This window comes from Alicyclobacillus fastidiosus (genome assembly GCF_026651875.1).
GTDB classification, from domain to species: Bacteria; Bacillota; Bacilli; order Alicyclobacillales; family Alicyclobacillaceae; genus Alicyclobacillus; species Alicyclobacillus fastidiosus.
Genome location: NZ_CP104067.1, coordinates 2,071,239 through 2,098,154 on the forward strand (window position 1 = coordinate 2,071,239; position 26,916 = coordinate 2,098,154).

21 protein-coding genes, 1 other RNA gene, 1 pseudogene and 1 riboswitch are annotated in these 26,916 nt (G+C 53.2%); of the genes and pseudogenes, 21 read left to right on the forward strand and 2 right to left on the reverse strand.

Annotation, left to right across the window (positions count from 1 at the left end):
* The first annotated feature begins 150 nt into the window (after positions 1 to 150).
* From NZD89_RS10275 to NZD89_RS10335, 13 genes and pseudogenes are all read left to right on the forward strand, one after another.
* Positions 151 to 1,230 (forward strand): aromatic ring-hydroxylating oxygenase subunit alpha, encoded by a 1,080-nt coding sequence (locus tag NZD89_RS10275; protein WP_268007622.1) that lies wholly within the window; start codon positions 151 to 153, stop codon positions 1,228 to 1,230.
* A 66-nt stretch (positions 1,231 to 1,296) separates the two neighbouring features.
* Entirely contained in the window at positions 1,297 to 2,724 is a 1,428-nt protein-coding gene (locus NZD89_RS10280) for a purine-cytosine permease family protein (protein ID WP_268007624.1), read from the forward strand.
* Between the two features lie 8 nt (positions 2,725 to 2,732).
* Positions 2,733 to 3,824 (forward strand): tartrate dehydrogenase, encoded by a 1,092-nt coding sequence (locus NZD89_RS10285; RefSeq protein ID WP_268007626.1) that lies wholly within the window; start codon positions 2,733 to 2,735, stop codon positions 3,822 to 3,824.
* A 32-nt stretch (positions 3,825 to 3,856) separates the two neighbouring features.
* Positions 3,857 to 5,278 (forward strand): aldehyde dehydrogenase family protein, encoded by a 1,422-nt coding sequence (locus NZD89_RS10290; protein WP_268007628.1) that lies wholly within the window; start codon positions 3,857 to 3,859, stop codon positions 5,276 to 5,278.
* Between the two features lie 321 nt (positions 5,279 to 5,599).
* Positions 5,600 to 6,811 carry an MFS transporter gene (locus NZD89_RS10295; protein WP_268007630.1) on the forward strand — a complete coding sequence of 404 codons (1,212 nt, stop codon included), beginning with the start codon at positions 5,600 to 5,602 and terminating at the stop codon, positions 6,809 to 6,811.
* A gap of 130 nt (positions 6,812 to 6,941) precedes the next feature.
* Positions 6,942 to 7,241 carry a hypothetical protein gene (locus NZD89_RS10300; RefSeq protein WP_268007631.1) on the forward strand — a complete coding sequence of 100 codons (300 nt, stop codon included), beginning with the start codon at positions 6,942 to 6,944 and terminating at the stop codon, positions 7,239 to 7,241.
* 59 nt (positions 7,242 to 7,300) lie between these two features.
* Positions 7,301 to 8,023 carry a 3,4-dihydroxyphthalate decarboxylase gene (gene phtC, locus NZD89_RS10305; RefSeq protein ID WP_268007632.1) on the forward strand — a complete coding sequence of 241 codons (723 nt, stop codon included), beginning with the start codon at positions 7,301 to 7,303 and terminating at the stop codon, positions 8,021 to 8,023.
* Between the two features lie 77 nt (positions 8,024 to 8,100).
* Positions 8,101 to 8,463: an ABC transporter substrate-binding protein gene (locus tag NZD89_RS10310; protein WP_268007633.1), complete on the forward strand. Its 363-nt coding sequence runs from the start codon at positions 8,101 to 8,103 to the stop codon at positions 8,461 to 8,463.
* A 149-nt stretch (positions 8,464 to 8,612) separates the two neighbouring features.
* Positions 8,613 to 10,250 carry an ABC transporter substrate-binding protein gene (locus tag NZD89_RS10315; protein ID WP_268007635.1) on the forward strand — a complete coding sequence of 546 codons (1,638 nt, stop codon included), beginning with the start codon at positions 8,613 to 8,615 and terminating at the stop codon, positions 10,248 to 10,250.
* A gap of 51 nt (positions 10,251 to 10,301) precedes the next feature.
* On the forward strand, positions 10,302 to 11,051 hold the full coding sequence (locus NZD89_RS10320) for a PIG-L deacetylase family protein (protein WP_268007636.1): 750 nt from the start codon (positions 10,302 to 10,304) through the stop codon (positions 11,049 to 11,051).
* A 209-nt stretch (positions 11,052 to 11,260) separates the two neighbouring features.
* A riboswitch (cyclic di-AMP (ydaO/yuaA leader) is annotated at positions 11,261 to 11,385 on the forward strand.
* A gap of 297 nt (positions 11,386 to 11,682) precedes the next feature.
* Positions 11,683 to 13,068, forward strand: a complete 1,386-nt coding sequence (locus NZD89_RS10325; protein WP_268007638.1) for an MFS transporter — start codon at positions 11,683 to 11,685, stop codon at positions 13,066 to 13,068.
* Positions 13,069 to 14,439: 1,371 nt separating this feature from the next.
* Positions 14,440 to 14,949 (forward strand): hypothetical protein, encoded by a 510-nt coding sequence (locus NZD89_RS10330; RefSeq protein ID WP_268007639.1) that lies wholly within the window; start codon positions 14,440 to 14,442, stop codon positions 14,947 to 14,949.
* A 71-nt stretch (positions 14,950 to 15,020) separates the two neighbouring features.
* Positions 15,021 to 15,284 (forward strand): annotated as a pseudogene (locus NZD89_RS10335) (hypothetical protein); the annotation flags it as partial.
* A gap of 147 nt (positions 15,285 to 15,431) precedes the next feature.
* On the opposite strand, the gene NZD89_RS10340 reads toward NZD89_RS10335, so the two are convergent.
* On the reverse strand, positions 15,432 to 18,761 hold the full coding sequence (locus tag NZD89_RS10340; RefSeq protein ID WP_268007641.1) for a DEAD/DEAH box helicase: 3,330 nt from the start codon (positions 18,759 to 18,761) through the stop codon (positions 15,432 to 15,434).
* Between the two features lie 181 nt (positions 18,762 to 18,942).
* Between NZD89_RS10340 and NZD89_RS10345 the strand changes: the two genes are divergently transcribed.
* Positions 18,943 to 19,143 carry a hypothetical protein gene (locus tag NZD89_RS10345; protein ID WP_268007643.1) on the forward strand — a complete coding sequence of 67 codons (201 nt, stop codon included), beginning with the start codon at positions 18,943 to 18,945 and terminating at the stop codon, positions 19,141 to 19,143.
* Positions 19,144 to 19,243: 100 nt separating this feature from the next.
* On the opposite strand, the gene NZD89_RS10350 is transcribed toward NZD89_RS10345, so the two are convergent.
* Complete coding sequence (locus NZD89_RS10350) at positions 19,244 to 20,536, reverse strand: glutamate-1-semialdehyde 2,1-aminomutase (protein WP_268008452.1); 1,293 nt, start codon at positions 20,534 to 20,536, stop codon at positions 19,244 to 19,246.
* 167 nt (positions 20,537 to 20,703) lie between these two features.
* Here NZD89_RS10350 and NZD89_RS10355 point away from each other — a divergent pair, with 167 nt between their 5' ends.
* The 7 genes from NZD89_RS10355 (at position 20,704) to NZD89_RS10385 (ending at position 26,886) form a co-directional block, all read left to right on the forward strand.
* The gene (locus NZD89_RS10355; protein ID WP_268007644.1) at positions 20,704 to 20,883 is read left to right on the forward strand and encodes a hypothetical protein; all 180 of its coding nucleotides are present in this window, start codon (positions 20,704 to 20,706) and stop codon (positions 20,881 to 20,883) included.
* 375 nt (positions 20,884 to 21,258) lie between these two features.
* Entirely contained in the window at positions 21,259 to 22,548 is a 1,290-nt protein-coding gene (gene hisS / locus NZD89_RS10360) for a histidine--tRNA ligase (protein ID WP_268007645.1), read from the forward strand.
* Positions 22,545 to 24,329 (forward strand): aspartate--tRNA ligase, encoded by a 1,785-nt coding sequence (gene aspS, locus NZD89_RS10365; protein WP_268007646.1) that lies wholly within the window; start codon positions 22,545 to 22,547, stop codon positions 24,327 to 24,329. The genes hisS and aspS overlap by 4 nt, the downstream gene beginning before the upstream one ends.
* Positions 24,330 to 24,421: 92 nt before the next feature.
* Positions 24,422 to 24,605: non-coding RNA, 6S RNA (gene ssrS, locus NZD89_RS10370), on the forward strand.
* A gap of 207 nt (positions 24,606 to 24,812) precedes the next feature.
* Positions 24,813 to 25,223, forward strand: coding sequence for a cysteine metabolism transcriptional regulator CymR (cymR, locus tag NZD89_RS10375; RefSeq protein ID WP_268007647.1), 411 nt, complete (start codon positions 24,813 to 24,815; stop codon positions 25,221 to 25,223).
* A gap of 63 nt (positions 25,224 to 25,286) precedes the next feature.
* A complete protein-coding gene (locus NZD89_RS10380) occupies positions 25,287 to 26,432 on the forward strand; it encodes a cysteine desulfurase family protein (RefSeq protein ID WP_268007649.1) in 1,146 nt (381 codons plus the stop codon).
* Between the two features lie 265 nt (positions 26,433 to 26,697).
* Positions 26,698 to 26,886: a YrzR-like zinc ribbon domain gene (locus NZD89_RS10385; RefSeq protein WP_268007651.1), complete on the forward strand. Its 189-nt coding sequence runs from the start codon at positions 26,698 to 26,700 to the stop codon at positions 26,884 to 26,886.
* Positions 26,887 to 26,916 lie beyond the last annotated feature (30 nt).

Genomic DNA, 26,916 nt, shown 5'->3' on the forward strand with positions numbered 1-26,916 from the left:
TTTCGATGGCTGATCCAGCGAGATATTGCCTGTGCACAAGCTGTTTTCTCTCTAATTCGGACACATCGGTATGATGTTGGCATGAAATTTGCTTGAGTTTAAGTAAAACAGACTATTAACAAGTTCCAATAGTGAGAGGGGACCGTACACATGAATGTAGAGCTCAGCAGACCAGAAGTCAGTGCATTCCAGGATGAAAACGTTGACATGACGCTGCCGTACGCGTTGTATGTGGATCCAATGGTGTTGCGTATGGAGTATGAAAAGATTTTCACGAAGTCTTGGCAGTATGTTGGCCACGTTGCACGACTCAAGAACCCAGGGGATTACATCGCGTGTACGATTGGGAACGAGCCAATTCTCGTTGTGCGTGATCACGACAATGAGATCCGCGCGTTCTATAACGTGTGCCCACATCGGGGGACAAAGTTGGTTCAGGACAGTGCGGGATCGAAGAAGATTCTGCAATGTTGTTATCACGGCTGGACGTTCCAGCTGAATGGGAAGCTGCACCAGGCCCCTAACTTTAGGAAAGCACCCGGTTTTTGCGGGGACGACTACTGCTTAAGACCAGTCCACGTGTCTATCGAGCAGTCACTCGTGTTCGTCAACCTGAGTGAGGACCCGGTACCACTTGCGAAAGAGTTTGCAGATTTCTTCGCTGATTTGGGTCAATTCCACTTTCTCAACGATTTGAACTTGTATAGCACGGAACAGCGCATCATCAAATGCAACTGGAAGACCTTCATTGACAACTATCTGGAATGCGATCACTGCCCGATTGCTCATCCCAGCTTCGTCGCCACGCTCGATATGACGAAGTATCAGATCATTAACGCGGACAAGTGCAATATTCAGGGGTCCCAAGTGAAGGCCAGCCGTCAGGACTTCAATGATGCCGAAGTCCAGGAGGGGCGCTTCTACTGGCTGTGGCCAAACGTAATGTTCACGATTTATCCAGGGCCTGGGAATTTCCGGTCGATTCAGATGATCCCTGTCGATCATGAAACGACGCTCGGCATCTACTCCGTCTATGTACACGGAGAGGAGCCGACGGAGGAGCAGAAACAACTGATTGCGTTTGCGAAACAAGTGGCCGATGAAGATGTGGATATCGTGGAGTTGCAGCAGATTGGGCTTGGGTCAAGCGCGTTCAAGCAAGGCCTGTTGTCGCCGACTGAGCACGGTCTACGTCACTTTCACAATCTCGTCCGCACCGTCCTGAAGTAGTACAGTCCACGGCGCTAGGCTGTAGTCACCGCATTTCACTGAGTCCTAATTAAAGGAGGCGTTTAGATGAGGGTCGAACAGCGCAGTATCGATTATATCCCGGATGCGGAACGACATGGCAAGGCCCGAGACCTGTTCAATATCTGGTTCAGTGCGAACATGCAGCTCACCCCAGTCATGACAGGGGCTGTTGTCGTCTCGCTTGGACTGAACATTTTCTGGGCACTGGCGGCAGTGATCATCGGCAATATCATTGGTGGCCTGTTCATGGCCACCCACTCTGCGCAGGGGCCGAAACTTGGCATTCCGCAGATGATTCAAAGTAGGGCACAGTTTGGCGTCGTTGGTGCCATTTTGCCGCTCGTTCTCGTCATGGTCATGTACATCGGATCGGTCTACTATAGTGGACTCCTCGGTGCACAAGCTATTCACAGTGCGCTTCATGGGGTGCCAGTGTGGTTGGCGATGATTGTCCTCAATGGTGTCACACTCATTGTCACAACCTTCGGCTACGATTTGATTCATGCCATTGAGAAATACTTTGCGATTGTCTTTGCCCTCTTCTTTATCCTCATCACAGTGGAGGCTTTTCGGCTGCCTCTTCCGTCTCACAGTTGGTCTGTAAGCGGATTCAAATATGGTCCATTTCTCATGGCACTGAGCATTTGTACCACCTGGCTATTGACTTATGCACCGTATGTTGCTGACTACTCGCGATACCTGCCAAGAAACACCTCGTCGACAGCGACCTTTACCTGGACGTACGCTGGCGGCGTCCTTGGCACAGCATGGCCCATGATTCTCGGTGTGGTACTGATTGCGGCATCCGCGAAATTCGGAGATAACCCCACCGGATTCCTTGCGCAAATGGTCGGTCCGACGCTTGCGCCGATTCTTTACTTGGTCGTCGTTCTCGGGATTCTCGGAGTCAATGTTCTGAATCTCTACTGTGCATTTATGGCCACCGTCACCACGATTGAGCCGTTTACGAAAATGAAAGTCACGCCGACCAAACGGTTTGTCATGTTAGCCATTATCGATGCTGTCTCCACTTATATCGGCATTGTCGGCCAAGGAAGTCTGATCACCATCATGAATGACTTCCTCCTCATGCTGCAGTACATCATGGTGCCTTGGAGTGCGATCAATCTTGTTGATTTCTACCTCCTGCGCAGGGGGAATTACAGCATTAAGGACATTTTTGATGTTAACGGGAAGTATGGGCGCTTCAATTGGATTTGCATCGGTTCGTATCTCGTGACCGTCGCTGCCCAAATTCCGTTTATGAACGTGGCCGGTGTCTATGAAGGACCCATCTCGAAAGCACTCAACCATGCAGATATCGCCTGGATTATCGCTTTAATACTTCCTGCTGTCATTTATTACTTTGCAATGAAAGCGAAACTACTTGCAACTGGTGAAATTCAGGAGATTCATAAATTCTCCTCCCGCAGCCCGATGGACGTCATAGAATCCACGCAAACAGAAAGGTAGGTATCCGAATGAACTTATATTCGATTGCAGTCATTCCGGGGGATGGGATCGGCATTGAGGTCGTCCCCGCAGCGATTCAAGTCCTGGACACGGTCGCAGAGATCCACGGCGGCATTCGATTTGACTGGACTCACTTTCCTTGGGGGTGTGAGTACTACTTACAGCACGGAACCATGATGCCCCAAGATGGAATCGACACGCTAAAGTCCTTCCATCAAATCTTCCTTGGGGCGGTTGGAATGCCAGGTCTCGTACCCGATCACGTTTCTCTCAGCGGCCTCCTCCTCAAAATCCGCCGCGAACTGGAACAGACCATCAACGTGCGGCCTGCCAAACTTCTACATGGGATGAAGTCACCGCTCGCGGCGCCCCAGGACTTTGACATCCTCGTGGTACGAGAGAATTCGGAAGGCGAGTATGCCGAAGTCGGCGGGCGGGTGCACCGGAATGGTGAAGAAATGGCCATTCAGTCCGCCGTATTCACGCGTAAAGCATCGGAACGCGCCATGCGCTACGCATTCACTCAAGCAGCCAAGCGCCGTGGCCATGTGACGAGTGCGACGAAGTCGAACGGGATCGCATATAGTATGCCTTTCTGGGATGACGTGTTCCGCGAGGTGAGTCAGTTGTATCCGGACATACAGGCGGCAAGCAACCACATCGACGCGCTCGCAGCCTTCTTTGTGATGAAGCCCCATGTGCTTGATGTCGTTGTCGCATCCAACCTATTTGGCGATATTTTGACCGATCTCGGTGGCGCCATCATGGGCAGCATTGGCATCGCACCGGCTGCCAATCTCAACGTCGAGCGCACCTATCCGTCGATGTTCGAGCCCGTACATGGATCGGCGCCGGATATCGCTGGGAAGGGGATCGCGAATCCGCTCGGCCAAATTTGGACCAGTAAACTCATGCTCGACTTCCTGGGTCATGAGGATCTCGGTGAGATCGTCCTAGGAGCCATGGAGGATACCCTGGACGACAACGTGAAGACCGCCGATTTAGGCGGCACTGCGAATCTCAAAGAAGTGACTGAACGAGTGATCGAACACGTTAAGCTGCGGGCAGAGAAGGGTGTATCTATCACGAATCGGCTGTAATCTATCACACTACCCACACAGGAGGGCACGTAATGAAGAAACGTCTTTTCATCAATGGAGAATGGTTGGAAGCGAAACAGTATACAACGCTGGTATCCCCGTTTAGTGGTGAATCTATCGCAGAAATCCCAGTGGCGAACGATGAGGAAGTTGAAGCCGCCATTGAAGCGGCCAATGGTGCAAGCAAAGTTATGGCCATGATGCCTGCCCACAAACGCGCAAGTATTTTGGCAAAATTGGCTGACCTCTTCGAGCAACGCAAAGAGGAAGCAGCGTCCGTGATTGCGTTGGAAGCGGCCAAACCAATCACCACTGCACTTGCCGAAGTGAACCGCACCATTTTAACGTATCGATTTGCGGCGGAAGAAGCGAAACGCATCCACGGCGAAACCCTGCGCCTTGACGCGGCGCCAGGGGGGGAAGGCAGAGTTGCTTATGTGGTGCGCGAGCCACTCGGTGTCATCGGTGCGATCACACCATTTAATTTCCCGATGAACCTGGTCGCACACAAGGTCGGACCCGCCATTGCCTCAGGAAATACGGTGGTCCTAAAGCCCGCTTCCCAGACCCCACTTTGCGCTTATTTTCTTGCGGAACTGTTGCAGGAGGCCGGGATTCCTGCTGGTGCATTCAACGTGGTGACCGGTGGCGGACGAACCGTTGGTGACAAGCTCGTCACGGATCCGCGCATCAAAATGGTTACCTTTACGGGTAGCCCGGAGGTTGGAATCGGGATCCGGAATAAGGCTGGATTAAAACGCGTCACCCTAGAACTTGGTTCCAATGCAGCGGTCATCGTCGATGAAGGCGTGAACATCGACAAAATCATACCGCGGTGTGTAAACGGCGCGTTTTCGTTTCAAGGTCAAGTCTGTATCTCCTTGCAGCGCATCTACGTTCACGAAACCCTTTACGACGTGTTTGTGGAAAGATTGGTTGCTGAAACGGAGAAATTGAATATCGGCGATCCGCTCGATCCGAAAACAGACGTGTCCGCTTTGATCTCCTCTGCAGACGTAGACCGCACTTTAAACTGGATTGAAGAGGCCAAACAGTACGGAGCGAAGGTGGCGATAGGTGGCAAGGCAGAGGGGAACATCCTTCATCCGACCGTGATTTTGAACGCGAAACCGCACATGAAGGTTTCATGCCAAGAGGTGTTTGCACCAATTGTACTCATCAACAAAATCTCGTCTGTCGAAGAGGCCATTGGACTTGTAAATGATTCTCGCTACGGTTTGCAAGCTGGCATCTACACCGAGAACGTTCATACGGCGCTGGATGCTGCCGAAAAATTGCATGTCGGCGGGGTGATGATTAACGATATTCCAACTTTCCGCGTCGACAACATGCCATACGGCGGGGTCAAGGAAAGCGGTGTGGGACGCGAAGGAATCAAATATGCGGTCGAGGAAATGACGGAAATGAAGCTGGTCGTCTTCAATCGCAATTAAGTTGAAATATGGACTACCCCCAAAGCCGTATCATGTAGCTTACTGAACATGAGTTGTCGCACAGGTAGCGTGATTGGCTACCTGTGCGGCGCTATGAGAAAGGAGAGTATAGAAGTACAACGAATCACTCGTACGTTCCAGTCTCTTCCCCTTCGACCCAAGGCAATCCTCAATGGTCCCCAGCAATAAGGCCTCATCCCACTATGCAAGCACAATGGGAAAACCACCCGCAAACAATCGAATCCTGTATAACTCAGAGTTAGGTCAGGGAAAACTCATACAGTATAAGGTGTGAATATCACCTGAATAGGAGAATTATGAATGAGTTCATCCTCAAATACAAAGCGGCGTCCTTTATTGAAGGATTTTCACTTGCCAGAGAGTAGTGTGTGGAAACTGTCTGGTGCTCACGTTTTAAATGACTTGATGACCACAGGACTTGTTCCCGCCTTGTTGCCATTGTATAAAGCAGCCTTTCACCTTTCCTATATAGAGACAACCTTAATCGTTTTAGTATCGTACATCACTTCTTCCATCATTCAGCCCATTTCTGGTTTGATCACGGATCGGCATCCGTTTGTTTGGCTTCTACCCATTGGAGTTTTCTGTACCTGTTTCGGTCTGGCGATAAGCGGGATTGTCCCAAATTATGCATTACTGATGGTATGCATTGCCCTATCCGGATTCGGATCGGGTGCTTTTCACCCAGAAGCCTCACGCGCGACGAATCTCGCCGCAGGGGAGAACAGAGGATTGACGCAGTCAATTTTTCAAGTAGGAGGAAACTTAGGTCAGGCAGTTGGCCCCTTAATGATGCCACTTTTTATCATTACTTTGGGCTTACACGGATTGTTGTGGTTTCTGATTGCTGCCATCCTTGCCTTTCTGCTCACTTGGTGGGTACTCCCGCGATATAAACAGCAATTACAGAAAGGCGAAGCAAAAAAAGCCGTCGCAGAAGGGAAACACAGCCGTGTCGGGATTATTCTACTCGTCCTCGTCGTGGCTATCCGCTCGTGGGCTCAAATTGGAATAGTGAGTTTTTTGCCGTTCTATTACTTGGAACAACACATTCCACTGGGCACAGGAGATATGATGACCTTTGTGTTCCTTTTCGCAGGGGCAATAGGTACACTCATCGGAGGAACCATTTCGGACAGAATCGGACGCAAATGGTTGCTAATGGGATCGATGATTCTAACCATCCCCTTCGCTTGGTTGTTGCCCACCATGCATGGTCTCAATGCTGGTGTTGACTTGTTCTTCTTTGGGTTTTTCATCCTGTCATCCTTCGCGGTGACAGTCGTTTACGGCCAGATGATGCTGCCAAACAACATCGGTTTAGCCTCGGGGTTAATGATTGGTTTCGGTGTTGGAGCAGGTGGAATCGGAGCCACTTTGATGGGATGGATAGCAGACCATTACGCCGTCTCAACAGTGCTGGATTTCATTGCCATATTACCGATCATTGCAGCCATCATTACGTTCTTTCTACCAAACGATAAAAAGCTGGTACGCTCGAGGCTCAAATAAAGGGCACTATAACAAATTGTTCGTCGTTGTTGCACATTGTGCAACAACGCAATTGTTGTTTCGCTAGTCCGCCGCCATAATCTCGTTTGTAAACGCATACAATCTCGGTTCGTAGAGGGGAGGAAATCGTGTGGCGAATCCGCAAGTCGGTCTCGTAGAGCCCGCACAAAACATCGCAATTAGACGTACGACAATCCGCTGGTCGCACATCACCACGACGCTGGCGGTGATGTGGATCATCGGCGTGATCGACAAAATTGGCGTCGCCGTCATCGCCACGAACAAACCATTTTTGCAAGATATGCATCTGGCCGGGCATAACGGACTGATTGGGAGTCTGACTTCCACACCACAACCACCTGGTCTCCGAGCATCGTGCGGAAGGTGTGGACGTATGATGAGGAGAAAGCGCGTAGAGATGGCCCACTAGATCGGGTTACTGCATTTTAATGGACAGATGGATTCACTCGAAACAGGGAGGTCAATTAAGTGCTGAATGAAGCGTCTATGTGCGAAAAATTGGCGGTAGCTTGCCGGATTCTCGCAATGGAAGGATTGGTCGATGAAATTCTCGGACATGTCAGCGTCCGCGTCCCAGATACGGATGAAATGTTGATTCGTTGCCGCGGACCGTATGAATGTGGAGTGGCCTATACACAATCGGACGCGATTCAGCGGGTGACATTCGAGGGGGGAGGTGCGAAACACGGGTACCACGTGCCTAAGGAGCTCCCTATCCACTCCGAAATATATAAAGCTCGGCCCGATGTGACTTGTGTCGTGCACGCCCATCCACCAGAGGCGCTGATCTGTGGCATCGCGGAGCTCGAATTTCGGCCGATCTTCGGCTCTTTTAACATCCCCGCCATGCGGTTGGCGCTGGAGGGAATTCCTGTGTTTGGGCACTCGTATCTAGTCACGCGTCCAGATTTGGCGAAACCGTTCATCGACGCGATGGGGGACAAAGACGTCTGCGTCATGCGTGGGCACGGGATCACTGTCACCGGCCGTTCTGTTGAAGATGCGGTGGTGCGGGCACTGAATTTCAATACGCTCGCGAAGGTCACTTTGCAAGTCGCACAGACAGGCCGAGAGGCCCGGGCGATTTCGGAGGAAGACATCGCAGAGCTGCCGGATCTCGGGCAGACGTTTAATGAGGAGTGGGTTTGGCGGTATTATGAGCGCAAGCTCAAGCAGTTAGAAAGAAATTAAGAAACGGCGGGACTGAGGCTAGAACGGACAGTCTACCTCGGTCCCAAGCGTCACACAGCGACGGAAGAACTCCCAAAATGGCGTACTGCGGTGGGGACAACGCCGAGTTTTCCAAAGGGGACCCGGTGACGGCCCAGTCGTTTGTAGTCGAGTCTGAACGCGTTCTCGGAAAAGGTGGGGTCGTCTCCTCCGGGAGTGCATATTTGGAGTCTGTTGTGGTGGGAGCGACCGATTATGCAACGCACAAAAGGTGGTCGATTCGCGGCGTCAGTACGCCTGACAAATACACCTTGGTCATTCACCTGACCAAACCGGAACCCTTTTTTCTAGACATCCTCTCCATGCCGTTTTCGAATCGAATCCTCCCATCCGCTGTCGATTATTCAATCCGGATAACGCGCGTCAACTTCTTTCTTCGTGCGGCTATCGAGCTGATTTGAACGAATTGTCATTCTATACAAACAATTCTTTCATTTATCGGCGATAATCGATATAATGCCTAGCAATACTCGGCTTTCACAATGACGGCCAGGTATTGTCAGTTTTAAGCACAGAACATTTAGATATAGCATCCGAAGGGGGCGGAGTTGTGAAGAGGAGATTCTTTGTAGCCGCTGCTAGCTCACTCGTCATTTCACTGGGGACTTTAAGTGGTTGTGCTACACAGCCAAACAATACAACCAAGACGACGAGCACAGGTGCGGTATCGGGTGGGAAAATCGTCATCGATGAACCGGACGAAATCAGCACGTTAGATCCGGCCATCGCCTACACGCTGTACGATGATGAAATCGTGTTTCAAATGTATGACCAACTCGTCACATACAAGCCAGGAACGAGTACCATCGCGCCGGATTTGGCGACGAGTTGGGATATTTCTCCGGATGGGAAGACTTACACGTTTCACCTTGCAAAGGGTGTGAAGTTTTGGAATGGAGACTCGGTAACAGCTCAGAGCTTTATCGACGAATTTGAACGCGTCTTGAGTAAGCGCGTGAATTCTCCTGGGGAAGGATTTATTGATCCGATTATCGAGGGGTCGACCGCGTACCACAACGGTCAAGCCAAAGACGTGAGTGGCCTGTCGGCACCGAACGACGACACCCTAGTCATCAAATTGACCAAGCCTGAGCCATTCTTCTTGCAGGTGCTCGCACAGGAATTCTTTTCAGCGGTCGATATGAAGTACATCAACTCCGTCGGGAATGCCGCGTTTGCCTTTAAACCAATGGGCACTGGACCGTTTGAACTGAAGTCGTACAAACAGGGACAGATGCTGACGCTCGTCAAGAATCCACATTATTTCATTCCGAATACACCGAAGCTCGATGAGGTGGATATTTCGATCCAATCGAACGAAACCATCTCCGCGATGCGTTTTGAGCAAGGGACGACCGCCTTTATCGACTACAACCAAAATATCGATTCACAGGACTTTATTTCGATGATGAAAAATCCTAAGTACAAGGGGGATTTCTATAAAGAGCCCTTAAATACGCTTGGATATTTGAACATCAACAATCAATTAGGTCCATTTAAAAATAAGCTTGTGCGGCAAGCGGTCAACTACGCTATCAATCGACAACAGCTCGTGCAACTCCAAAATGGTCGCGCCACCGAGGCATATCAAATTCTTCCGCCAAACATGCCAGGGTACGAGTCGAATTTGCCGAGCAGTTTAAAGTACGCATACAACCCCCAAAAGGCCAAGGAGCTGCTTCGTGAAGCGGGATATAAAAATGGGTTTAGCACGGAAATCTTGACGCCGAACGACGAGTCGACCGTCAAGCTCGTGGAGTCGATTCAGGCCGACTTGGATGCGGTGGGGATTAAAACGGCCATCAAGCCGGTTACCTTGAGCGCCTACAGCCCGCTCGCACAGTCTGGAAAAGAACCCTTAGTGTACGAGATCTGGTCTCAAGATTTTCCGGACCCATATGATTTTCTCGATAGCTTCCTGAATAAGCGCAACATACCCAGTATCAACTTTTCATTCTACGATAATCCGACTGTGAACAAGGAGTTAGATCAGGCCGCGAATATGGCACAAGGTCCGGCTCGCATCGCGTTGTATCAGAAGATACAAAATCAGGCTCTGGCCGACGCAGCGTTGGCACCACTCTACTATCCAGTTCAATATGCGGTTGTCCAGCCTTGGGTCAAAGGATTTTACATGAATCCTGTTCATCTAGATCCGCTTCAAGACATTTCGGTGGTCACTCACTAGGACCTCCATTGACAAGACAGCGCGGAATCCACTTTGACGAGGTGTAATGCAATGACTATCACGGGTAAGAACATTCTCCTATTTGTTGCGCATCCAGATGATGAAGCCTACTGTTCCGGGACGATTGCGAAACTGTCCGCTGCAAATAATCACATTACCATGGTTATCGCCACAGAAGGAAACAGGGGAACACAAAATCCCGAGGTGAAACCTGAACAATTGGCAGCCCAACGCAAAGTGGAAATGCGAAAGGCTGCGGAAATACTGGGTATTCACGAACTCGTCTGGCTGGGGTACGAGGACGGCGGCCTATGGAACGCACCAGACTATAAGGAACGGGCATTTAAGGTGATTCGAACGTATCGGCCGGACGTGGTCATCACGTTTGATCCGTGGAAAAAGTACGATTTTCATTCGGATCACCAGTCCACGGGATTTGTCGTGACAGAGGCGGCTTACTTGGGGCGATGTGTCTGGTATTTCCCCGAACACATGGGGGCTGGTTTGACGGGTCACGCACCTGCAGAAGTGTACTTGTTTCAACCCGAAGAGGCGAATTACACCGTCGATGTCACCGACTTCCTCAAGACCAAGCTAGATGCCGCGGTGGTTCATGCGAGTCAGGCAGCCGACTCTGGGATGAACCATCTGATGCGAGTGCAGCGGTTCTTGAGTGATGTAGAGAACGGCAATTTCTCGCAAATCGGGGATGTTAAGCAGTCGTTGAAGGACTTTTCGCAACTAAACGCGGAGTCGACCGAGTACCTGCGCAAGGTTTACGAATCAGATCTCTTCATTTGAGCGGGAGCTCCTCCTCAGTCATTGCAGATGGCCGAGGAGGAACTTTTTCGTTGGCGCGAGTCAGGCGCCGACACCATCGCTTGAAAGGGAACGCGCTAAGGCGTTTCCGATCCTTTAGGCCACGTCTTTTTAGCATTGGAGTAATTTGGGCTCGTCCAAGATTTGTATCTTTCTTGTCAATGAAGTAACATAAGAAGGCAACAAATTTCACAAACAACTCGCTGAATTCCTTTTTAGGAAACGGGGGAACCAAATCTGGGGTGAAACGTTTATCGTGGGGCGCCTTTCCAGTCCTAACCCGACAGCTAACCTCGTAAGCGCATTGGAAGGAGATGTTTTACATTGTTTAAATCCCTCTGTAAAATTCCTCAACTCATTTCGCAACCCACCATCGCACTCATTGGCAGCACGAACGAGTGTTAATGAACCACCCACAACCTGTGGCTGATTTCCACCGATAGCACCGGTGTGTTTTCCTATGCCAACAGGCGGGGCAGTGGTCTCATACTCCGTGTCACCATGAGCAATCTCAATTTCCGTACACTTTTGGGTTCTGATGGCTTCGTCAGGATCAGTTTTCATTTCTGGATGTCCGCTGGTGTTATTTAGTCAATATAGAAGGGAGACACAAATGCAAAAAAGAAAGAAAAATCTTGTTGAAGATGCTAAGTTTAGCTCATTTCACATGCGACTCACGATATATTCGTCTGGAGGACCGTTTCTCGACGGTTATATCCTCAGTATCATCGCCATCGCTTTGACACAGATCACGCCGCAATTGCATCTCAATGCGACTTGGAGCGGTTTGGTTGGGGCATCCGCCCTAATTGGCATATTCATCGGTGGTTTCTTAGGCTATGTGACCGACCGGGTCGGTCGGCAGTTGATGTACACCATCGATTTCATCCTATTGATTGTCGCATCGCTTCTACAATTTTGGATCCAAACAGGCTGGGAGCTATTTATCATTCGGCTGATCCTGGGGATCTCCATCGGTGCCGACTATCCTATCGCGACCTCCCTATTAGCGGAGTTTTCACCACGAAAGCAGCGTGGGACGATGCTTGGTGTAACCCTCATCGCGTACTACGTAGGCTCCACTGTCGCGTATATCGTAGGTCAACTGATGTTGAGCATTGGTCCTGATGCTTGGCGGTGGATGTTGGCAAGTAGCGCGGTTCCGGCGATCATCCTCGTACTCTTGAGGCTTGGGACGCCGGAATCTCCACGCTGGTTGCTACAGAAGGGAAGACGTACTGAGGCTCTCGGCGTGCTCAAGGAGGTCTATGGCCCGGATGCGTCGCTCGACGACATCGTCGTTCCGAATGCTGGTCAAGCGAAAACCAGTTACTTAAAGCTGTTCTCCCGCGGCTACTTGAGGAGAACGCTGTACGTTGGACTGTTTTATATGGCAGCGGTCGCTCCGTTGTTCGCCATGCTCACGTTCGGCCCAGAGATGCTAACTTCGTATCATCTCTTTGAAGGAGCGGGCGGTTACGGTGCGGCCATCATCAGTGCCCTCTTCCTCATCGGCTGTGTCCCGGCCCTCTTTTTGGTCAACAAATTGGGGCGCAGACTGATGATCATCATCTCCTTTGCGGGGATGACCGTGGGCATCTTGTTGTTAGGTATTTTTCCAAACGGCCCGGTTGGCATCATCCTGCTTGGGTTCGTCGCATACGCGATCTTCTCTGGCGGACCGAATGTGATGGAATGGCTGGCGCCCAACGAGCTGTTCCCGACGGAGGTGCGAGGAACGGCTGTGGGCATCACAACGTGTATCAGTCGATTCGGCGCCGTATTTGGCACGTATTTGTTTCCTTGGGGTCTACAAAACTTCGGGATTGGCCCAACCATGTTAGTCGGTGCCGCGGTCACGTTTGGCGGCTTGATCATCTGTATCGCACTGGCCCCCGAAACGACCAACAAGTCCCTGAATGCTGCTAGTTCGGCATATTCATCGAAAGACCGCTTTTCCAGAAAACAGCAACGTTCGTTGCATTCATCGTCACAGTGAAAGCAGTCGGATGCGTGATCGGGCGTCATTGACGGTGGGAATCCGGATTGGAACAAATTTTTGAGGATATTTACAGAGGGATGTCGTGCGCCCCCGAATCTATCCGTCCTGATGCGACGGGTGGATTTCGGGGGTTATTTACGTAGAATCGTCCGCCATGGAGTTGTCGTGTTTTTAGAATACGGGTACCTTACAACTAAGATGTGCTGTCGTCCATCCAACACGATGCTTTAGATCAATGCCGCACATATGGGAGGAGGCTGTTGGTATGACCGTATACATCGCGGAGGAATTGTCCGTATGCGGCCGATTCGTTGAGAGAGGGGGAGAGCATCCACGTTTCTCTGTTCACTGAAGCAGCTTCAGAGGACAGAGTCCTACGTCTGCTAGATTGTGACAGTGGAATGGATGAGTGGCGCATGAACGGGCGAGAGATTTACGCTATGTTTCGACAAAGCATATTGGACTCTAGGTTGGCAAGGAATATACAAAAGTTGGGCGATTGTGTGACGACGCGCAACTTGAATACGATACATAAGCTGGCCGCCTTGGCTAGCGATATGCGGGGAACAAGATAACTTCGTGCCGAGCACATAACTTTGGACTCAACGCAAGAACATGACGTCGACGAACCGTATGTCGTCCAGCTCGTCACAGCAGTTGAAGAAGAGAGAGCCAATCGTTCTAGGATCCTGTTCGTCCCGTGCTGCTGTTGCCAACATGATGTAGCGTGCGAAGACAATAGGAAGATGAAGAGAACCCCCTATGTTTGAAGTTCTGGTACGAATATTGTTTGCATCAGGTTTTGTAGGGGGCTTTTGGAGAATTGTGAAATTCGCTAAGTATGTTCATCGTTTTTGGTGTCGTGCTTGTGATTTGAGGTGGGACTTACCGTCTTTAGGCGTGGTGATGGCTGAACCTCGGTGTGTGAAGTGTGGTCATGTGATGAAGCAAGTGGATTTTGAACAGACATGGTTCGTGGTTTCGAATCATGGTCCGTATGGAAAATCGTGAATATCAAATAGATTGAATACATGTGTACTGTACACGTTTCATTGAACCGCCAGACAAATAGGCGCATACTTTTACTCGTAAACCCATACTCTTTCCGTGTCCCTGCATCGTACCCTCTTGATGTGGGGATTCATTGTGACCGCGAAAAAAAGCCGTCAACCACGACTAGGTCCCCTCTGGCGCTCACACGTGATCGAACGTGCGAAATCTCTGCAATCCACCACGGGCTTTAAGAGATGTGCCTCTCTATCCACCGATAGATGCGTCTCGCTTAAACTGTGGTCTTCAGACAGACGCGGTACTCCGCCGGATGGCGTTACACTGACACCAACAAATTCGAAATGAGGTGTCGGTTTCATGCCTACCCAAGCGATATCGACAGGATTGATTGTTGCGGTTGTTCTGACGTGGGCTATCGGGCGTCAGGTGCTTCCGCGTCGAGTCACGCGGATTCCCTTCGTCGTCTTACCTATCGTTGGCATCTTTGAAATGATTCGTTACCTGCCACATTCGACGATTCCGGCAAACCAGGTAGCCGAGTGTATCGTCAGCGTGCTGTTGTCCGCCGCTGCAGGATTGTTACAAGGGCTCGTCACAAAGGTGTACACCGCCGCAGACGGCCAAGTGTACATGCGCGGTGGCTGGAAATACCTCATGCTTTGGTTGGGGCTGATCGCAACTCGACTTGTCGTCGGGTTCGTGTTCAGTGGCGGAACGTTCCACTACGACAGCGTCGCTTGGATCATCTGGATTGACCTCGCAATTGTCTGGGGGGCACGCGGTATCCTGCTGTACGCGAGGTATCCGGAGATTCGCGCCCAGCTCGCCAACGCTTCTGCAAATCGACGGGAGCGCCGACTCGGTTAAGCGTGATGTCCGAAATGGACCGTGTGTTCTGTCGTTCGTCTACCTGTTAACGTTGCCTGTCAGAAAGCGAAATGCCACTCAGTTTGTCAGCCATCTGTACTACTTGTGGCACGCAGTATCCGCCGTCATCAGAACCGCCTCATACATGTGTGATTTGTAACGACGAGCGCCAGTATGTTCATCCAGACGGTCAATCGTGGACGACATTAGAAGGGTTGCGTCTGGAACGCACGTATAAGAACGAAATCCTGGGTGAGGAGGACGGTCTCTACAGCATGACCACAAGGCCCAGTTTTGCCATCGGTCAAACCGCATATATGGCCGAGAAAGTTTCAACGCTCAAGTTTGAACGCCTCTATAACGCCTTCCATCGCATTGTGCGTGACAACGCGAGTCAATCCGTGCAAAAATCTGCTGAACGGTACATCGCCGCGCTCGAAGGAACATTGTTTGACACGTAATTGACGGGGGCTCATGGCTCGTCAGTCTAACCGGAGAATTTGTCGGATGTCTTGTTCCGTCAAAGGTGCGATGGCTTCCTCGCCTGGATTGACCACTTCGTCGATCAGACTGATCTTTTTTTGCTGCAGTTCGTACATCTTCTCCTCCACAGTGCCTTGGCTGACGAGGCGTATGACTTGCACCACGTTCTTCTGACCCATTCGGTGTGCCCGGTCGGCCGCCTGTTGTTCAATTGCGGGATTCCACCACAGATCATAGAGGATGACGGTATCGGCGCCGGTCAAGTTGAGGCCTGTTCCTCCAGCTTTTAACGAGATGAGGAATAAATCCCCTTCTCCTTGGTTGAATCGGTCGCACAGGTCGACGCGATCGTAAGCTTTGGTCTCCCCGTCCAAATAAAAGTACGGCGCTCCAAGAACGCCAAGCTCGCGCCGGATGAGTCCGAGCATCTCGGTGAACTGTGAAAAGACGAGAACCCGTTTGCCCGCACGCCTGCACGCCGCTAGGATTTCTACCAACTGTTCGAATTTCGCTGATTTGCCCGTATATCCTTCGACGAACAGGGCTGGGTGGCAGCAGAGCTGGCGAAGTCGAGTCAGCCCCGACAGAATTTTGATCCGGTTTTTCTGATATCCATCTCGACTGAGGTGCTTGACGGTTTCCTGTTGCAGTTTCGCCAAATACGCGACATATAGCTTTTTTTGATCCGGCAGCAACTGGCTGAGTTGCAGCGATTCGATCTTCTCTGGAAGCTCCTGCAGCACGTCTCTTTTCAACCGGCGCAGCACAAATGGGCGAGTGCGCCTCGCGACGGTTTCCCTCGACATCTCATTGAACGCCCTGCGACCTGGGAGCAACTCGGGGAACACCACGTCAAAGATGGACCACAAATCGTCGAGATGATTCTCGACAGGAGTCCCAGTGAGCGCAAACCGGTGTGCGGCCCGAATCGCCTTGACCGCTTTCGCCGTCTGCGTCGTGTGGTTCTTGAACGCCTGCGCCTCGTCCAAGATGAGCGTATGGAACGATTGATCGACATACTGCTCGACATCCCTGCGCAAAAGCGGGTAAGACGTGATGAGGACGTCAATGTGGGATGTGCCCTTGAGCACCGTGGTTCGGTCCGCTTTGCTTCCGTCCGCGACGGCGACCCGAATCTCGGGTGCAAATTTCTTGAGCTCATTGTGCCAGTTGTACACAAGCGAAGCCGGGCACACGATGAGGGCTGGAAGCGCCTGGTATCTCATCTCAGGCAGCGCGGAGACGATAAACGCAATGCTTTGCAGGGTCTTGCCAAGCCCCATATCGTCGGCTAGAACGCCACCAAAACCGTAGTGCGCGAGTGTTTTCATCCACTGGAACCCACGCGTTTGGTAGTCTCGGAGAATCTGCTCAAGGCTTTGGGGCACGGGGAAGTCCAACTGGTTGGGATTCTGCAGATGCTCGATCAACTGACGCAACGACGTACCCAACTTGACGGCGCTCCCTCGGCGATTTGCGCCTAGTAAATGCAGCCCGTGCGCGAGTGGAACGTGGGTTTTCGCTCCTTGAATATCCCCATCTCGAATCCCGAACTCGCCCATGAGTCGGATGATTTCCTGAAACTCTTCGCTCTCCAAGGGGACGAGCGCACCACTTCGCAATCGGTAGTACTTGCGCTTCTCGCGGAGGGATTTCAGGAGACTGCGAATTTCGGCTTCAGGAATTCCGTCCATATCAAATCGCAATTCTAGCCAATCGGTTCGGGAACTCACGTCCACCGCCACGGTTGGCGATGCGTGTCCCCTGTGAAGCCGTTCTTTCACGGCCGTGGTGGCATATACCGTCAACCAATTCTCCAGTTGTGGGACCACGTGATAGAGAAAATCGTATTGCAGGTCTTCTTCATCCATGAAGTAGCCGGCTTCCGTTTTGCTGAAACGACTCTGTTCCATCACTTCGAGAATTCGCCGCTCCTGTTCGCCATCGCGCACGAGCATGCGCCCGGTCGGCTGTTTTTGACCGTGTCCTTCTAACGGATTGATGACGATGTCGCCGTATTGAAACTCGAGCCCAGCCACCAGCCGGTCGCGAACTCGGTCGAGATACAGCCGGGCCTTTAACGGCGTTTGTACAATTTTTTCGGAAACTGCGTTCGCGATGTGGACGCTGCCCAACTTCATCAGTCCAGGGATCACCGCCTGGATAAACGGTTCCATCTGGTCCGGCGGAATCGGGATGTGGCGTTCGCTCGAAACGTCCATCATTTGCTTCATTAGGGCGAGGCACCGGCACTCATCGGGGTTCACTCTGAACAGCCTTCCTTCGGAGACGACCATCCCGTACGATTCCATGACAATCAACTGTTCTAACCCCTGGACGCTCAACTGATAGGAACCGGCAAGTGTTTGGTCAAATTCAAACTGAAGGGGTAGCGGTTCGTCGGACAGATGAACCCCCTCGAACGACGCGTCACCGTGCTTAAGCCTCACGGAGGGCGCTTTGGCCAGTGCCGCAAGGACACCGTCCCACAAGACGGGCGGAACGCACAGTATCTGGTTGTCGTAGATAGCGCTTGGTTCGCTAGAAGGAGGATTTGATGAATCTCGGTACAGCTGTTCGCTGCGGTAGATTTGAATTAACTGCCGAAGTACCGAGTCATCTTCCATTCGCACGCGGTGCAGAGCTGGTTGGTACGTGAAGTCCAAAGAGATAACTGAAGGCTCCCCGCAGTCCATCCGGTCGAGAAATTCTCTAATATTCCGTACCGTGTGGAATTGTTGCGCTCCCATCTGGACCTCAATACCGAACACGTACTTTTCATCCCCGGATGCGACAGGCCGATAAGTGAACGCGACATCGACCGTCGTCCTCGTGTCGATAAGCGGGTGCATACGTCTTGATGGCGGCCTTTGGTTGGTGAACAGCCCGAGGAAACGCTTTGTCAATTGCAAACCGTTCGCCGATGGTAAATGCGTGTCCGCGGGCGGCAAGGATGGAGTGGCGGGGGGTTCTATTCCGGCTGGCGAAAGGCCCTCGGGATGGTTAGAACATACTGGGGATATGCCGAGGTGCTCAATGTCGTGAAGATAGAGAAGAACCGCCGCGACGTGCTGGCAGTGGTTGTCGTACGAATCCAATGTGGGGCAGGTACAGCTCGCGATCACGTGCCCATTATTTTGAATCTGCACGGCAACGCGACAGTGTTGGTCTGTGTGATGGTTCGTTTTGACCGTGGCTTCATAGAGCGACAGTTCCGGATGATAGCTTGTAAAAGTCACTTTTCGCAATCGGTAGTAGGTCTTTCCGCTTGCGTAGGAGACCTGGCCGCATAATGACTTGATCATGCCGTGGGTCAACTGAACGCTCATTGTGCAAATCCTTTCCTGTGTGCACCGTGATGGTCAAATTGTGTGCGGACGAGCACACGAAAGGTGTCCGCATCGGCAACAGTCAATCCGAGCCCTTTCCAATGGGCCCTTGGCGGTGTTGTCGGGCTTTCCCCATTGCATCATATGGTACATGGGTGAATGGCCAAGTGGGGGTGATGGAATGCGTTCCCCAGGAACAAACGGCAAAGACGGTTTCGGCCCACCGTTGATGCCAGTGCCTCGTCCGATCATCTACGTCGACAGATACATCTATGTGGATATCCCTAGACACTATTACGTGCCGGTCACGCGGCGCGTCGTCGTCGAGCAAGGACATCCGGCCCAGGGTCACGAGGGCCGCGAAAATCCGTCTGCGGGTTGAGCGAACGGCCACACCACACCACGGCAGCAGGGGCTTTCCTGCTCGCTCTGGCGTGGTGTGGAACGGAGGGCCGGTCAGCCGTCAACCCGACGGCAATCGATCACGCCAGTTCGTGAAAGACCCGTTCGATGACTTCGCACGTCTTGTCGATGTCGTCGTCTGTGTGGACTGCCGACACGAACCACGCTTCGTACTTGGACGGTGCAATCAAGATGCCGTTGTCGGCTAAGAGATGGTAGTAGCGAGCAAATTGTTTGCTATCGGTCGCCTGTGCGTCATCGTAGTTGCGTACGGGGCGGTCGCCGAAAAACACGGTGAACGCGCCGCCGACGCGATTGACGGTGACCGGTACGCGGTAACGTTGTGCCGCCGCAGTCGTCGCCTCCACCAAACGCTTCGCGCGCGCCGCCATTTCGTCGTAAATTCCTGGTTGTCGAAGGACGTTTAAGCAACTAATGCCCGTACGCATCGACAACGGGTTCCCGGCCATCGTCCCGGCTTGATAGGCGGGGCCAAGCGGAGCCACTTTTTCCATGACGTCGCGCCGACCGCCATACGCGCCGATGGGCAGGCCGCCACCGATGATCTTGCCGAGGGCGAACAGATCTGGATGCACATCGTAAAGCTGTGCGGCGCTGCCATAGTGGAAGCGAAAAGCCGTGATGACTTCGTCAAAAACCACGAGCGCGCCGTGGTGGTGGGCGAGTTGGATGACGGACTCTAGGTACTGGTCATCCTTTGGCGCCACGATGCCGAAGTTCCCGACGATTGGCTCGACGAGCACGGCGGCGACATCTGTACCGTGTGTCGCAAGCGCTTGTTCTAAGGCGTCCAAGTCGTTGAAGGGAACAGTGATGACTTCCTCGGCCGTCGATTTGGTGACGCCGGCGCTGTCAGGTACGCCCATTGAGGAAGGCCCGGAACCGGCGGCGACGAGCATAGCGTCAGAATGCCCGTGGTAGCAGCCTGCGAACTTGATGATGCGCGTGCGGCCCGTATACGCGCGTGCCACGCGAATGGTCGTCATGACCGCTTCCGTGCCGGAATTGACGAAGCGGATGCGTTCGAGATCCGGAATCGCCACGCGCAATTGCTCCGCGAAGAGCACCTCTGAGGTGGTCGGCGTTCCATAGAGAATTCCGTCGCTGGCGGCCTGCGAAATGGTCCTCGTGATCTCTGGGTGGGCATGTCCGAGAATGGATGGGCCATAGCCGGCCAAGTAGTCGATATACTCGTTGCCATCGACGTCGTAAAACTTCGACCCCTCGCCGCGCGACATGACGATGGGGGTTCCGCCGCCGACTGATTTATACGATCTCGACGGGCTGTTCACGCCCCCCAAGATGACGGATTCTGCTCGATGGAACCATAGATCGGACTGTGCTCGATTCATTGCCATAGAATATATCCCCTTATATCTCGCTAATTCACAAAGGCGGTGCATACCTCAAAAGCGTAGCAAAGTCTCGCGGCGCGTCAAGGACACCTGCTGCATGAAACGCGGAAATCGGGGAGATGGTAAGGACGAAGTGAAGTTGCATATGGACAGGAGGGGAATCGATGCGCGAATCGCTTCGTACAAGCCTGCTTCGCAATCCGGAAGTACTAGGTCCTGCGGGTGACCAGCGGGGGGAGAAGGCGCTGCACGCCGAGATGCTAGGGGCGTTCGTCAATCCTCCGAAACGTGGGCTAAGCGAAATTTCCAGCCGTATTGACAGCGTGCCGCAAAGTTCCGTATAATCTCCTTCAAACTACATGAGACAAAATCTTTGACGAAGACGAGTACAAACGATTTGGGTTGCAAAAAGCGCGCACCACGTGAGCGGTTTGTGTGTGGGGGCTCAGTTAGAGAGACGTTGCCGCGGCTGAGAGCATCGTCCAACCCCCGTTTGGAAGGACAGCTTCTAAGATCCGGGATCAACGGGCTTTATAGCCCTCAAGTTCCGGCGCGGGTGCGCGTTATGCCAGTGAGAGGAACATTTGTTCAAACAGGGTGGTACCGCGGAAGCGCTCTTTCGTCCCTGTCGGTTGTGACCGGCATAGACGAAAGAGCGTTTTTTTGTCTATTCCTTTTTGGCGGACCACCGACTGTAAAGATTTTAAAGGAGGAGAAGTATGGACATCCAACGCCCTCGCGGTACTGCAGATCTGCTTCCAGGTACAGTGGAAGCGTGGCAAGTGCTCGAGCGAATCGTGCGGGAAACGCTCGCTACCGCGAACTATCAAGAAATTCGCACACCTGTCTTCGAATACACCGAACTGTTTGAACGTGGAGTGGGAGACACCACGGACATCGTGAACAAGGAGATGTACACGTTCGAAGATCGGGGAGGCCGCTCCGTCACGCTGCGGCCGGAGGGCACGGCTGGCGTCGTTCGCGCGTTCGTCGAGAACAAACTGTATGGCCAAGGAACGATTTCGAAGCTGTACTACATCGAACCGATGTTCCGCTACGAGAAGCCTCAAAAGGGGCGCTTCCGCCAGTTTCACCAGTATGGGGTCGAAGTGCTCGGCTCCGAGGCGCCCGCCATCGACGCAGAGGTTATCCAACTCAACCTCTCCGTCCTGCAGAATCTCGGGCTTAAGCAGTTGACGGTCGAATTGAACAGCGTGGGTTGCGCCGTTTGCCGCCCGCGGCACAAGGAGCAGATGATCGCCCTTTTGTCACCGCGGCGCGACGAGTTGTGCAAAGAGTGTCAGGAACGCCTTGAGAAAAATCCTCTGCGGATGTTCGACTGCAAGAACGAACACTGTCACACCATCCTTCGCGAGGTTGGTGCACCGTATATTTCGGACGCGTTGTGCGAGGAGTGCAGCGAGCACTTCCAGGCCGTACAGGGATACTTGACGGCCATGTCCGTGCCGTTTGTGCACAAGAAAGACCTCGTCCGAGGACTCGATTACTACACGCGGACGGCTTGGGAGATCACCTCCCCAGGATTCACCACCATTGCCGGTGGCGGCCGCTACAACGGCCTAGTCGAGCAAGTCGGCGGGCCCGCGACGCCGGGGATTGGGTTTGGCGGCGGCATTGAGCGCGCTCTGTGGGTACTTGGCGAGCAAGGCGGCCGGTTGACCGATGAGCATGAACTGGACGCGTTTGTAGCCGTGGCGGACGAGAGTGCAGAACGGCCCGCGATGGTCGTCTTGTCGACGCTGAGGGGCCGTGGGATCTCGTGTGATCGCGACTACCAGGGGCGCGGGTTGAAATCCCAGTTTAAGCTGGCGGATCGGGCGAATGCGAAGTTTGTGATCATTTTGGGCGAGTCGGAACTGGCGTCCGGGAAGGCGACGGTTAAAGATTTGGCCACGGGGCAACAGGATCAAGTGGTGTTTGCCGACGTGGCGACGTTTGTTCAAGAGCGCCTGGGAGAGGCGCCGACTGCGGGAGGACAGGGAGCATGAGTACAGCACAGCAGTTTGTTCGGGAACACCAAGTCAAAGAGACGCTCGAGACGGCTATCGGGGGCGTCGTCACGCTCGGCGGTTGGGTGCAAAAGCGCCGCGATTTCGGGAGTGTCGTCTTCGTCGACCTGCGCGACCGCTCGGGCATCGTGCAACTCGTGTTTGACCGCGGACGCGGTACGAGCGAAGCGGCGATGGACGCCGCTAACAAGTTGCGCAACGAATACGTGATCATCGCGCGGGGGACGGTGGAGAAGCGCGATGAAAAGTCCATCAACCCGAAATTGCAGACGGGCCACATCGAAGTCGTGGTGAGCGACGTCGTCATTGAGAACGCCGCGAAGAATCCACCATTTTATATTCAGGATGGGATCGACGTCGAAGAGCCCTTGCGCCTGCGCTATCGCTACCTGGACTTGCGGAGACCGGAGATGCAGCGCATGCTCATGCTCCGCCACCAAGTGATTCGAGCGTTCCGCGCCTATTTGGACGACCACGGGTTTATTGAGATGGAGACGCCAATTCTCACGAAGAGCACGCCGGAGGGCGCCCGCGATTACCTCGTCCCCAGCCGTCTTCAGGCGGGCGAATTTTATGCGCTGCCACAATCGCCGCAGATCTTCAAGCAATTGCTGATGGTGTCGGGGATGGAGCGCTATTACCAAGTCGCGAGATGTTTTCGGGACGAGGACTTGCGGGCGGATCGCCAGCCGGAATTCACCCAGTTAGACATCGAGACGTCGTTTCTCACGGCGGCGGATTTGCAAGCGATGATGGAAAAGATGGTGCAGAAGGTGTTGCGGGACGTGGCGGGCATCGAGGTGGAAATTCCGTTCCAACGCCTGCCTTACTCGGAGGCGATGGAACGCTACGGGTCAGACAAGCCAGACCTGCGCTATGATCTGTCCTTTGTCGATCTCGCCGAAGCCGTCCAACACAGCGACTTCCGCGTCTTCCAAGACGCCCTGGCAGCGGGCGGCACGGTGAAGGCCTTGGTCGCACCAGGCATTGCCTCGTACAGCCGCAAACAGGTCGATGAGCTGGTCGAGTTTGTGAAGGCGTATGGACTCAAGGGCTTGGCGACCATAGCCGTCCAGCAGGATGGAACCGTCAAGTCGTCCATAGGCAAGTTCTTTACGGACGAGCAGTTGGGCGACATCGTCTCCACTTGTGGAGCGAAGCCAGGAGACTTGATTCTCATCGCGGCGGCGAGCCGCAAGGAAGTCTTCGCGGCACTTGGCGCACTTCGCGTGAAGCTCGGCCAGGAGTTGGGCCTCGCAGATCCGAACGTCTACAAGTTCCTCTGGGTGACCGACTTCCCGCTCCTCAGTTACGATGAGGAGGAAGGTCGTTACGTGGCCGAACATCACCCGTTCACGATGCCGCGCTACGAAGATGTGGAATTGTTGACGACGGCTCCTGAGAAGGTCAAGGCGCAAGCGTATGACATGGTCCTCAACGGATTTGAGATCGGTGGTGGCTCCATGCGCATTTACCGCCGAGACATTCAAGAAAAGATGTTCCAAGCGCTCGGATTTACACCTGAGCAAGCGTATGAAAAATTCGGCTTCTTGCTCGACGCGTTTGAATACGGGACGCCGCCGCACGGTGGCATCGCATTTGGACTGGATAGAATCGTGATGTTGCTCGGCGGCAGCAAGTCGCTCAGGGATGTCATTGCGTTTCCGAAGACGGCCAGCGGCACGGACCTCCTGATGGATGCGCCGAGCGCCGTCTCTGATGCGCAACTCGACTTGTTGCACCTGTCCATCAAGGAATAAACGATTCATTTTGGATGGCCGTCCGCCCAAATTTGGGCAAGGTGTAGCTTGCGCGACGAGCCACCAGCGTGTTAACATAAGACTCATCAAACGGTGCCCTGCGGTGTTGGTGAGGCCCGCAGTGTTTTGTTCCAACACTTTTTGATTGGGAGTCCGGACGTCATCAGGAACTGTAACGAATGCCCGCTGGTCGGGACTCGAGAACTTCCTGTGCAGGACATCCACCTGCGCGAGCAGGATCAAAACCTTGGGCTGCACGGCAATTGCGGGGCGCCTATTCACAGATGCGAAACGCGCGATACCTTCTAGCGAGGTATCGCGCGTTTCGTATTTTGACGGCGAGGTGCACAAGCCTCGGTACCGATTGCGCGAACCAAGCCAGGAGCGATGGCAGTGTCGTGCCTGAAGCCTTTTCTGGCGACAGCTTTTTGCATATAATAATGTTGAGTAAACGACTAGGATTAATGATCGCGAGGGAACGGATTGAAAATTTCTACGAAAGGCCGCTATGGTCTGATGTTACTGGTCGACTTGGCGCAGCAGGGATCAGATAGCCCCATCTCGTTAAAATCGATTGCGGAGCGCCAGGGTCTTTCCGAGCACTACCTCGAGCAACTGATTGCGCCGCTTCGCAATGCGGGTTTCGTTCGGAGCATTCGCGGTGCGTATGGCGGTTACGTGTTGGCGAAAAATCCACAAGATATCATCGTCAAGGACATCATCCTCACACTCGAGGGCCCCATCACCATCGTCGATGAGGATTTGGATGATGGATTGGAGACGTTATGGACAAGGCTGCGCACGGCGATCTCCGATGTGCTTGAAGGCGTTACGCTACAAGATCTGGTCGAGATGAGATCGAGTGATGCAAACGGCTTCATGTTCTATATCTAGCGCGTGTGACGGCGTGCGTAGGCGCAATCAGTGAACACCACGAATGGGAGACGATTGTGAAGCATGATTTATCTAGACAATGCGGCGACGACAAAAGTGTCTGACGAGGTCCGGGCGGCGATGATGCCATATCTGGAGGGCGCCTACGGCAATCCCTCGAGTATTCACCAGGCTGGCCGAAAGGCGCGTCAGGCGGTCGATCACGCCCGGCGCCACATCGCCTCCTGGCTTGGCTGCGACGCACGCGACCTCGTCTTTACCAGCGGCGGCACGGAAGCGAATGCGACAGCGCTGACTGGTGCCTATGTCGCGCGACGCGAGACGAAGCGCCACATCATCACATCGGCCGTCGAGCACCACGCGGTCCTTCACACGCTCGAGTTCCTCGAGTCGGTGGGGGCAGAGGTGACCATCCTGCCCGTGGATGGCGACGGGCGTGTCCGTGTGGAGGATGTCCTGGCCGCGCTTCGCGAGGACACAGGCGTGGTCAGCATCATGGCCGTCAACAACGAGATTGGCACCATAGAACCCATTGAAAGAGTGGTGCAGGCGGTCAAATCGGTAAATCCGTCCATCGTCGTCCATTCTGATATGGTCCAGGCCCTGCCGTTTATCGCACATCCCCTTTTGCGGATGCCAGTCGATATGGCCACGTTCTCTGCTCACAAGATTCACGGTCCGAAGGGGATTGGCCTGCTTTATCTGCGCAAAGACGTCCCTTGGCGCCCGATGCTGTATGGCGGACAGCAAGAAGGTCGCCGCCGAGGCGGCACGGAAAATGTAGCGGGCATCGTCGGATTTGGCGCAGCCGTCGACGCGCTGTCGTCCGATTTCGAGCGTCGCGTGGCACACATTGGAGATTTACAGCGCGCGTTTTTCGACGTTCTGCAGCGGCGCTGCAACGCCGTTTTACTGAGCCCAGAGGACGGCGCCCCGACGATTCTTTCCGTGGCGTTTCCTGGGGTTCGCAACGATACCCTGCTGATGCGATTAGATCTGGCTGGTGTGGCGGCTTCCGCAGGATCGGCCTGCACAGCGGGGAGCCTTGAACCAAGTCACGTGATCGCGGCGACTGGCCGGACTGAATACCTCGGGGAGGCAGTTCGCTTCAGCTTCAGCGACGATTTGTCGATGGACCACATCTTAGAAGCCGCGGAAATTGTTTGCACGACGGTAGAGGCGTTGACCGCCGGCGCGCGGTTTTCGTGATTTTTTGTAAGCCGCTTTTAATTCGATATCCAGTTTCTGCATTGCAAACCCCTGCACGGAGGGTTAGGATAGTCACAGAAAGTCTCGTTTGACATGTATTTCGGAACCGAAAATATTCTGTATGTGAACTGATTGTTATATTTTTCTCACAATTTGGTTTGCGTGATGAAGCCTTCGGGCATGCTGTGTTAGTGATACATATCAAGCGAGAACCAGGCGTAAAAGGGTCAAGGCCATAAACCATAGATGAAGTGGAGGGTTCCACGTGCGGTGTCCAAACTGTACAAGTCGGGATATCGGTAAGATTGGTGCGAGCCAATATTACTGCTGGAGTTGTTTCAAGGAATTCAACGTCGCCGGTGAAGAGGTTCGCGTCTACGATGTAGCCGAGGACGGTTCGCTCGTCGTCATCGAAAACTTTACGGACGAAATTGAGTACGGTACGGGTGCATAGATAGAATAACGAGGGCCGCCGAACACATCG

Excerpts from the sequence above, each read along its gene's own strand:
- NZD89_RS10275 (WP_268007622.1), top strand. The coding sequence starts at position 151 with ATGAATGTAGAGCTCAGCAGACCAGAAGTCAGTGCATTCCAGGATGAA.
- NZD89_RS10280 (WP_268007624.1), top strand. The coding sequence starts at position 1,297 with ATGAGGGTCGAACAGCGCAGTATCGATTATATCCCGGATGCGGAACGA.
- NZD89_RS10285 (WP_268007626.1), top strand. The coding sequence starts at position 2,733 with ATGAACTTATATTCGATTGCAGTCATTCCGGGGGATGGGATCGGCATT.
- NZD89_RS10290 (WP_268007628.1), top strand. The coding sequence starts at position 3,857 with ATGAAGAAACGTCTTTTCATCAATGGAGAATGGTTGGAAGCGAAACAG.
- NZD89_RS10295 (WP_268007630.1), top strand. The coding sequence starts at position 5,600 with ATGAGTTCATCCTCAAATACAAAGCGGCGTCCTTTATTGAAGGATTTT.
- NZD89_RS10310 (WP_268007633.1), top strand. The coding sequence starts at position 8,101 with ATGGCGTACTGCGGTGGGGACAACGCCGAGTTTTCCAAAGGGGACCCG.
- NZD89_RS10320 (WP_268007636.1), top strand. The coding sequence starts at position 10,302 with ATGACTATCACGGGTAAGAACATTCTCCTATTTGTTGCGCATCCAGAT.
- NZD89_RS10325 (WP_268007638.1), top strand. The coding sequence starts at position 11,683 with ATGCAAAAAAGAAAGAAAAATCTTGTTGAAGATGCTAAGTTTAGCTCA.
- NZD89_RS10330 (WP_268007639.1), top strand. The coding sequence starts at position 14,440 with ATGCCTACCCAAGCGATATCGACAGGATTGATTGTTGCGGTTGTTCTG.
- NZD89_RS10340 (WP_268007641.1), bottom strand. The coding sequence starts at position 18,761 with ATGAGCGTTCAGTTGACCCACGGCATGATCAAGTCATTATGCGGCCAG.
- NZD89_RS10345 (WP_268007643.1), top strand. The coding sequence starts at position 18,943 with ATGCGTTCCCCAGGAACAAACGGCAAAGACGGTTTCGGCCCACCGTTG.
- NZD89_RS10350 (WP_268008452.1), bottom strand. The coding sequence starts at position 20,536 with ATGAATCGAGCACAGTCCGATCTATGGTTCCATCGAGCAGAATCCGTC.
- NZD89_RS10355 (WP_268007644.1), top strand. The coding sequence starts at position 20,704 with ATGCGCGAATCGCTTCGTACAAGCCTGCTTCGCAATCCGGAAGTACTA.
- hisS (WP_268007645.1), top strand. The coding sequence starts at position 21,259 with ATGGACATCCAACGCCCTCGCGGTACTGCAGATCTGCTTCCAGGTACA.
- aspS (WP_268007646.1), top strand. The coding sequence starts at position 22,545 with ATGAGTACAGCACAGCAGTTTGTTCGGGAACACCAAGTCAAAGAGACG.
- NZD89_RS10380 (WP_268007649.1), top strand. The coding sequence starts at position 25,287 with ATGATTTATCTAGACAATGCGGCGACGACAAAAGTGTCTGACGAGGTC.